The sequence below is a fragment of the Protofrankia symbiont of Coriaria myrtifolia genome (assembly GCF_900634755.1).
Taxonomy (GTDB): Bacteria; Actinomycetota; Actinomycetes; order Frankiales; family Frankiaceae; genus Protofrankia; species Protofrankia coriariae.
On record NZ_CAAAFS010000306.1, the window covers coordinates 1 to 6,001 of the forward strand.

General features: G+C 67.8%; 8 protein-coding genes. 6 read left to right on the forward strand and 2 right to left on the reverse strand.

Annotation, left to right across the window (positions count from 1 at the left end; translation table 11 throughout):
* Nucleotides 1–125: 125 nt before the first annotated feature.
* The 3 genes from CM1CMNOD_RS17270 to CM1CMNOD_RS17280 all read left to right on the forward strand — a co-directional run bounded on the left by CM1CMNOD_RS17270 (nt 126) and on the right by CM1CMNOD_RS17280 (nt 2,549).
* On the forward strand, nt 126–431 hold the full coding sequence (locus CM1CMNOD_RS17270; RefSeq protein ID WP_013874870.1) for a hypothetical protein: 306 nt from the start codon (nt 126–128) through the stop codon (nt 429–431).
* 1,091 nt (nt 432–1,522) lie between these two features.
* Entirely contained in the window at nt 1,523–1,975 is a 453-nt protein-coding gene (locus CM1CMNOD_RS24160) for a GntR family transcriptional regulator (protein ID WP_013874872.1), read from the forward strand.
* A gap of 1 nt (nt 1,976) precedes the next feature.
* On the forward strand, nt 1,977–2,549 hold the full coding sequence (locus CM1CMNOD_RS17280) for an HD domain-containing protein (RefSeq protein WP_013874873.1): 573 nt from the start codon (nt 1,977–1,979) through the stop codon (nt 2,547–2,549).
* Here CM1CMNOD_RS17280 and CM1CMNOD_RS17285 read toward each other — a convergent pair.
* Both CM1CMNOD_RS17285 and CM1CMNOD_RS17290 read right to left on the reverse strand, forming a co-directional pair.
* A complete protein-coding gene (locus CM1CMNOD_RS17285; RefSeq protein WP_013874874.1) occupies nt 2,537–3,010 on the reverse strand; it encodes an NUDIX hydrolase in 474 nt (157 codons plus the stop codon). The two genes, CM1CMNOD_RS17280 and CM1CMNOD_RS17285, sit on opposite strands and share 13 nt — an antisense overlap.
* A gap of 3 nt (nt 3,011–3,013) precedes the next feature.
* Nucleotides 3,014–3,778 carry a helix-turn-helix domain-containing protein gene (locus CM1CMNOD_RS17290; protein WP_013874875.1) on the reverse strand — a complete coding sequence of 255 codons (765 nt, stop codon included), beginning with the start codon at nt 3,776–3,778 and terminating at the stop codon, nt 3,014–3,016.
* Nucleotides 3,779–4,049: 271 nt separating this feature from the next.
* Between CM1CMNOD_RS17290 and CM1CMNOD_RS24515 the strand changes: the two genes are divergently transcribed.
* From CM1CMNOD_RS24515 to CM1CMNOD_RS17305, 3 genes are read left to right on the forward strand one after another with little or no spacing between them, the layout of a single operon-like run.
* On the forward strand, nt 4,050–4,931 hold the full coding sequence (locus tag CM1CMNOD_RS24515) for a DUF6284 family protein (protein ID WP_013874876.1): 882 nt from the start codon (nt 4,050–4,052) through the stop codon (nt 4,929–4,931).
* Nucleotides 4,928–5,710, forward strand: coding sequence for a hypothetical protein (locus tag CM1CMNOD_RS17300; RefSeq protein ID WP_013874877.1), 783 nt, complete (start codon nt 4,928–4,930; stop codon nt 5,708–5,710). The genes CM1CMNOD_RS24515 and CM1CMNOD_RS17300 overlap by 4 nt, the downstream gene beginning before the upstream one ends.
* A complete protein-coding gene (locus tag CM1CMNOD_RS17305; protein ID WP_013874878.1) occupies nt 5,707–5,943 on the forward strand; it encodes a hypothetical protein in 237 nt (78 codons plus the stop codon). The genes CM1CMNOD_RS17300 and CM1CMNOD_RS17305 overlap by 4 nt, the downstream gene beginning before the upstream one ends.
* Nucleotides 5,944–6,001: the final 58 nt, after the last annotated feature.

Genomic DNA, 6,001 nt, shown 5'->3' on the forward strand with positions numbered 1-6,001 from the left:
TCTACTAGACCATCTTCACCAGTCCGCAACAGGTTCAAAAGGGGCATGGCGCGATGTGTGCCCACTTCGACAACCTGTGGGCTGCAAGGTGGCCTTCGGAAGGGCCGCCGTAGGAGGAGGACCCTGTGCTCCCCGTGACCCTGACCGCTGCCAGCCCGACCTGCGCCGCAGCCGCCATGGACCCGACCTGCGCCGGCCCGACATCCCCGCTCACCCCACTCACTCCGCTGCCCTCGCTCGCCGCGACGACGCAGGCGGTGGCCACGAAGGAGCCGGCCGAGGGCACCGTCCCCCGGCTGCGTCTGATCACTACCGGCCGCCGGACGGGTGAGACCGTCCACGGCCGCGGCGGCCCGAGCTCCTGCGGCTGCCGGGAGTGCGCGATGGCCCGTCATCCCGCCTCCCTCCCCCGTCTCGCGGTAGTCCGATAGCCCCGGTGGTCCGATAGCCCGATCGGGTGGTGCCGTGCCGGCTCGGCTGGCACGGCGGCCCGGCAGAGCCGTCTCACAGCGCCACGGACATCGCTTCGCTCACAGCAACCGACCTGATGTCGATGACGACCTGTCAGATCAACAGGTCGTCCCGCGTGAAACCGGGTTCGGCAAGCACCTCGTCGAACAGCACCCGCTCACCTCCCTGCCTGGCCGCACACATCGTGACGCTGCCTCGTGGGAACGCCTCGCGGAGGTTGCCTCCGGTGCGGCGTCATCGCGAGATCGCGCTGTCGGAGATCAGCGTAACCGCGCACGGATGGGCTCCACCAGAGGTCAACGCCAGAACCTGGCGAGGTATCTGGCGCGGCCGGTCGCCAAGGGCCAGCCGGCCGCCGCACGAGCGGCACAACGGATCGGACGCGGAACAAAGGCCGCCGACCATGATCACTCAGCTCGACGGCCTTTGCCATCCCTATTCCGATGTAGCCCCGACCGGATTCGAACCGGCGCTACCGCCTTGAGAGGGCGCGGTCCCGCCTGGTCGCCTCGACACGCTGACCAGCAGTTTCAGCCGCCTCATGAGATCGCGAGTAGGAACTTCGGGGCCAGTTCGGGGCCGTCCGTCAAGAGACGGCATCCCGACCTACCGGCGGTTCGCATCGAGGGGGCGTTCCGGGACGGTGAGAGATGCCCCGCCGCCAAGTCGTCGCCATCGGTCGAGCGGCGGTCCGGAGGTTCCGAGGGGCCTCCGGCCGGGCGGGCTGAGGGGCCGGGGCGCCGCCGAGACAGTGACGGCGCGAGCAGCGCGGGGGCATCTCCCCTACGACACCGCCAGTAAGCGTTGACACGTTGACAATCGGGGGCTCTGCGATCTGTTTGTGCTGGTCAGCATGGTTCCAGGGCTGTCAACAAGGTTCGTTGACAGGTGTTGACGCTGTTGACAGACCTGGATCTGCCTCCGTGGGAGGGCGGGTCCCGACCGGTCGATCCACCGGCCCCGGCATGGGGCCAGACATCGCCTGCGCCAAGCCCTAGCCTTGAGCACACGGCGGGAGCCCGGTTCGCTTCAGGACGGGGGAGGAGGTCAGGTGACATCGGTACATCCGGCGGCGAGCCCGCGGGGGACGTTCACGCGGGTAGCTGAGAGTCTGAGCCAACGGATCGAGACCCGGCAGATCACGGGCGACCTGCCGTCGGAGGCCGCGCTAGGCGCGGAGTTCGGCGTGTCGCGAACCACCATCAGGCGAGCCCTGAAGGCGCTCGCCGAGCGCGGCGTTATCGGCTCAGTCCCGGGAGTTGGCTGGCGGGTCGGAGGGCCTGCCGAACAGCGTCCACTGGTCGAACTGATGCTAGCTGAATTCGAAGGGAAGTCAGTCGGGGATAGTTTCCCCTCGGAGCGATATCTATGCGATAAGTATCGTGTCTCGCGTCCTATGGTCCGGGATGCCCTATCGCGGCTCGAAGGAACCGGTCTGTTGGTAACCCTTCCGGGCAAGGGTCGCCAGGTGGTGGCCCTGCCGACCCGCGACGAGAGGCCATAGCATGTCAGAATTCGACCTGAAGGCGCGCTCCTATGCCCTCGCGGAGGAGATGCTCTCTGGCCCACTACCCCGGCGATGGCGTCACTCGATGGGAGTCGCTCGACAGGCGAAGCGGTTGCTTCCGATCCTCGGCCCAGACGGAGATCTGCTAGAATCTGCCGCTATCCTCCATGATGTCGGGTATTCTCCATCGATCGCCATCATTGGCTTTCATCCGCTCGATGGGGCACGTTTCCTTCGTGCGCGCGGCGGAGTGCCTGAGAAAGTTATCCGCCTTGTTGCATACCATTCCTGCGCCGTTCTGGAGGCAGAGGAACGGGGACTGAAGCCCGCGCTCGAAAGCGAGTTCTCGGAGGAGAATTCGCGACTGGTTGACGCAATGATTTTTTGCGACATGACGACAACGCCGGACGGCGCGGAGACCTCGGTGGGTGAGCGTTTGGCAGAGATTCAACGGCGCTATGGGCCGGACTCCATCGTCACACGCTTCATAAGCCGCGCGGCTCCTGAACTTCGCGCGGCCGTTGAACGGGTCGAGAAGCGGCTAGCAGTGAACGAGCGTCAACCGATGTAGGGTTCCGTACGGGTGGTGTCGAGGCCGTGGGCGATGCGCAGGCGCATTGACGGGTGGATCTCCAGTCGATCGAGGTCTGACGGGTCAACCCACCTGACCTCCTTGGACTCACTGCTTGTCCGCAGGCCTCCCCCCGTGGGGTGGGCCCTGAAGCAGATCGAGAACTGCTGGCGAACCTCGCCGTCGTCATACCGCATGACGTGCCCCGGATCGGTGTAGAGGCCGCTTACCCCGTCGATTTCTACCGTGATCCCGGTCTCCTCCCAGACCTCGCGAGCCACAGTGTCAGAGATGCTTTCTCCGATCTCGTGTCCGCCGCCAGGTAGAGCCCATAGATCGTTGTCGGTCTTGTGGATGAGTAGAAGCTGCCCATCCGGGTTGCGAACCACTGCCGTAACGGATGGAACGACGGAGTTCGCCTTAGGGGCGTTCGGGTCATGGAAGTAGTCGATGCGGCCCACGGGTCATCCTTCCGGGAAATCTGTAGGTGATGTGATGGGACGCCCGCGCTCCCAGACGCGCTCGATACTGTCGGCATAAGTATCGAATAGTTCGCCTCCAGGGATGCGCTGGAGGTGCATGACGGGCGCCAAGTAGGCCCCTACGCCGTAGATGTGCCCGTTTACGAGCATCTGATCATCGGCCCGGTAGATCGAGTTGTAAAGGGTTGTCGAGTGCAATCGGAACTCGACGCCGGGGAGTCGAAACAACGGGGCGTAGTTCACAAGGGCGTTACGAATTTTTGAACCCATTGCCACCCCGATCCCCTCGTCGGTGCCTCTAAGTGCCACGGCTACACTTTCCGGCTCGCCAAGCATGAAGCGGATATGTAGCCCCTCGGTGGACTTCTCCTTAACTACCCTCAGGAATGCTGCGTCCTCTGTGAGCCAGAATCCGGAGTAGGCAAGGACATCGAAACTCCTTCGTGCTCCTGAGTACAGTTGAGGCCACAGGCTGTTCGGGGCCACCGAGCGATGCGGATAAAGCTTGATTAGCTCCGCGCTCGACGCTGCGGCCACTTCGGCCGAGGTTCGCTCGTCAGGCCAGAGATACGAGACCTCGCAGTTCAACAGCGAGGCCACCTGGTACTGAAATCGTCGGTAGGGCCTGCGGTCGGATTCGGTGATCCAGCGCTCGACGGTCTTCGAGGCGACTCCAAGCCGCGTCGCGACGTCCTCTAGCGACAAGCCGCGATCCACGATCACGCCCCTGAGGCGTTCGTTGGGCACGCTCAGCCCCCTTCGACCGATTAGGGATGTCCGGTCGTCACTGGACGACTTTAGGGACGTCCGGTCGTCCCTGGACGACTTGGGACGACTTGCGACGGTAGCCAGCCGGTCGCAGGTCGTCCAGTGACGGTGTCGATCGTCCTCCGGATCGCCGGCAAGCTTTTTGGTGCACCCCCACTCACCAGCGCCGAGGGACACCGGCCGCCAGAGGGCTTGACATGGATGCGATACAGGTCTTACCTGTATCGCAGCGCCTACGAAGGGAGCGCGAATGACCCAGTCCGTGAAGGTGACGATCAGCCCGGGTTTCCGGGCCGGCTCGACGGGTGGCGACCCGGAGATCGTGAGTCCTCGGGTGTACCCGCTGCCCCGGCCGGACGACGACCCGCGGTTCACCTTCGGCCTGACCCTCGACGTCCGACGGGTCCTGACCGAGCACGGCTACCCGGAGAGCACCTCCGGCGCCGACTTCCTGGAACTCCAGATGGCGCTGTTCGGCTACCTGTACGCCGACGCCCCCGCCGCTCCGGTGTCGGCCGAGCGTGAGCCCTACGGGCCCGTCCCGTCGGTGACCGACAGGGGCGACGAGCACGACTTCGACCCGGCTGACGACCACGACGGCCTGGCGGACGAGGCCGCCTACCCGTGGCCCGCCGACGACTTCGCCGCCGCTGGCGACCCGGACGACGAGGAGCCGCCGACCGCCGAGGAACTGGCGTGGGCCCGCGCGCACTTCGCCAAGTGGGCGGTGGCGGGCGCTTACCGGGCCGACTACGCCCGTGTGTGGTTGGAAGGCCCGTGCCTCTACCGGGCGACGGTGCGCAAGGGCCTGGCCTTGGCCGCCGTCGCCACCCCCGACACCGCCACGGCGACCACCGAGACGGCCGGTGACCATGACGGCCGGGAGCCGACCGCCGCAGACCTGGCCGCGATCGACGCCGAGATGCCCGTCATCGACGCCGAGATCGAGGTCATCGACGCTGAGGCCGCGATCGCCGCCGGCACCCACAACCCGCTCGCCACCGGCCGCCTCGCCGCCGCCCACCGCCACCTCGACAAGGTCACCGCCGGGTTCACCTTCGACCCGGACACCGCCACCTACCGCCCGATCCCCCCGGCCCCCGTCCCGACGACGCTGGCGGGTGCGGCATGAGCCAGGTCGCCGACCCGACGTCGCCGGACCCGCGCCAGGTCGCGCGGACCGCTCGCGCGGTCGACTCCGCGCTGTGGATGGTCGCCATCGCCGTCGGGCTGTACTCGCTGTCCAACGTCCACGGCATGGCCACCCACCACGGCACCGCCGACCCGCAGGCGTGGCTACTCGCGCCGATCGTCGACGTGGCCCTGTTCGCCGGCATCAGCGGCGACGCGATGCTCTCGCGCTGCGGCGAACCGCTACCGGGCTGGGGCGTGCTGCTGCGCTGGTTCTGCGGCGCGGCGACCTGGACCCTCAACGTCTGGGACGCCGCCGCCTCCGCGGACGCCGGGGCGATCGTCGCGCACTCGATCCCCCCGATCGTGCTCATCCTGCTGGCCGAGGCCGCACCCCGCTACCGGCAGAACTTCGCCACCTCCCTCACCCGCACCCGCACGGCACCGGTCCCGGTCGACATCCCGCCGGTGGCTACTCCCACGGCCACTCCGGTGGAGCCGTCGAACGCGGCCGAGAGCGACGCGCCGGCTACTACGCCGGAGAAAGTAGCCACCCGCCGCCCGGCCACCACCCGCCGCCGGACTCCGGCCCGCCCGCCGCGCGGCAGTGGCCGGCACGAGGTCGCCAAGGCGTACGCGGCGATCCCGGCCGACGACCCGCGGTCCCAGCGGCAGCTTGCCGCCGACCTCGCCGCCCAGGTCGGCCTGACCCCGCCGACCGTGCGCCGCTACCTGTCCGAACTCCACACCGACGACGACCGGACGGCGGTGGCGTCGTGACCTCGATCCGCGATGACCTGCGCTCGCTGCCGGTACTGCTCGCGTTCGTCGTGGTCGTCGTCGCGATCCCCGTCCTGGCGCTGCGGATCGTCGGCCTCGCGGTCTGCGTCGTCGTCGACGGCGCCGAGCGGATCGAGGCCGCCGTCACCGGCGCGGTCGGCATCCCCCCGCTCGCCGCCTCCCTGATCGTGCTCACCCCGCCCGCTGACCTTGGACAGGAGGCCCAGCGATGACCGACCCCACCCCCAACGGCGGCCGTCCGGTCGACGTCGACACCCCGGCCGGCCGCCG

Bases quoted from the DNA above. Each gene is read 5' to 3' on its own strand.
- CM1CMNOD_RS24515 (WP_013874876.1), top strand. From the start codon at position 4,050: ATGACCCAGTCCGTGAAGGTGACGATCAGCCCGGGTTTCCGGGCCGGC.
- CM1CMNOD_RS17280 (WP_013874873.1), top strand. From the start codon at position 1,977: ATGTCAGAATTCGACCTGAAGGCGCGCTCCTATGCCCTCGCGGAGGAG.
- CM1CMNOD_RS17300 (WP_013874877.1), top strand. From the start codon at position 4,928: ATGAGCCAGGTCGCCGACCCGACGTCGCCGGACCCGCGCCAGGTCGCG.